1 protein-coding gene is annotated in these 1200 nt (G+C 73.0%); it reads right to left on the bottom strand.

Annotated elements, in window-relative coordinates; genetic code table 11:
* Positions 1–1200 (bottom strand): beta-ketoacyl synthase N-terminal-like domain-containing protein (locus ACWD6P_RS37030; RefSeq protein ID WP_451448615.1); only part of this gene is annotated, 1200 nt, incomplete at both ends.

Below are 1200 nucleotides of genomic sequence, written 5' to 3'. Positions count from 1 at the left end.
CGGCCTCCAGCACCTCCCCGGGGGTGTCTTCGCCCCCCTGACGGCCACCACGTACGGCACCGGCGAGCTGCTGCTCGCGGCCATCGCCAGCGCCTCCCGCGGGTTGATGCCGAAGAACGCGGCGTCGAACCGGTCCACGTCCTGGAGGAAGCCGCCCTCACGGACGTAGGAGGTGCCGGAGCGCTCCGGATCGGGGTCGTACAGGGCGTCGAGGTCCCAGCCGCGGTCGGCGGGGAACGCCGAGAGCCCGTCGCCTCCGCTCGCCAGCAGCTCCCACAGGTCTTCGGGCGAGGCCACTCCGCCCGGGAAGCGGCAGCTCATCGAGACAATCGCGATCGGTTCGTCGACGGCGGCGGGGCCAGTGGCCGCGGCCGTGCCCGCCGTGTCCGTGCCCGCCGACTCCGGTGCGTCGCCGGCGAATTCGCCCAGGAGGAAGTCGGCGAGGTCGCCCGCGGTCGGGTAGTCGTAGACCGCGCTCGCCGGGAGGCGCAGGCCGGTGGCCGTGTTCAGACGGTTGCGCAGCCGTACGGCGCCGAGCGAGTCGCAGCCCAGGTCCTTGAACGCCCGGCCGGGGTCCACGGCCTGCGGTCCGGCGTGGCCGAGTACCGTCGCCGCCTGGGTACGGACCGTATACAGCAGGATGTCCCGTTGTTCGGCGCGCGGCAGTCCGGTGAGCCGTTCCGCCAAGGAAGCTGTCTCGGGCCGTGCCGCCGCGCCATTCGCGTCCGGTGCGGCGCTGGAGGCGGCGGATATCGCCCGTACCTCGGGCAGGTCGGCGATCAGGGGGCTGGGCCGGCCCGCGGTGAACGAGGGCACAAAGCGCTCCCAGTCCACGTCGGCGATCATCACGGCGGGCTCGCCGCGTCCCACGGCCTGCGCCATCGCCCGCAGCGCGTGTTCCGGGTCCATCTCCAGGAAGCCGGTGCGGTGCAGTTGTTCCGCGGCAGCGTGATCCATCGCCATGCCCGAGTGGGCCCAGGCGCCCCAGGCCACCGATGTCGCGGGCAGGCCGAGGTCATGACGCTGCTGGGCCAACGCGTCCAAGGCGGCATTGGCGGCGCTGTAGTTGGCCTGCCCTTCGTTGCCGAGAACGCCAGCCGCGGAAGAGAAGAGGACGAAGGCGTCCAGGTCGCGGTCACGGGTCAGCTCGTCCAGTACGGCCGCGGCACCCGCCTTCGCCCGCACCACACCCGCCACCCG

It is taken from the genome of Streptomyces sp. NPDC002446 (genome assembly GCF_053595675.1).
This window is presented reverse-complemented; position numbering and strand designations above follow the sequence as displayed.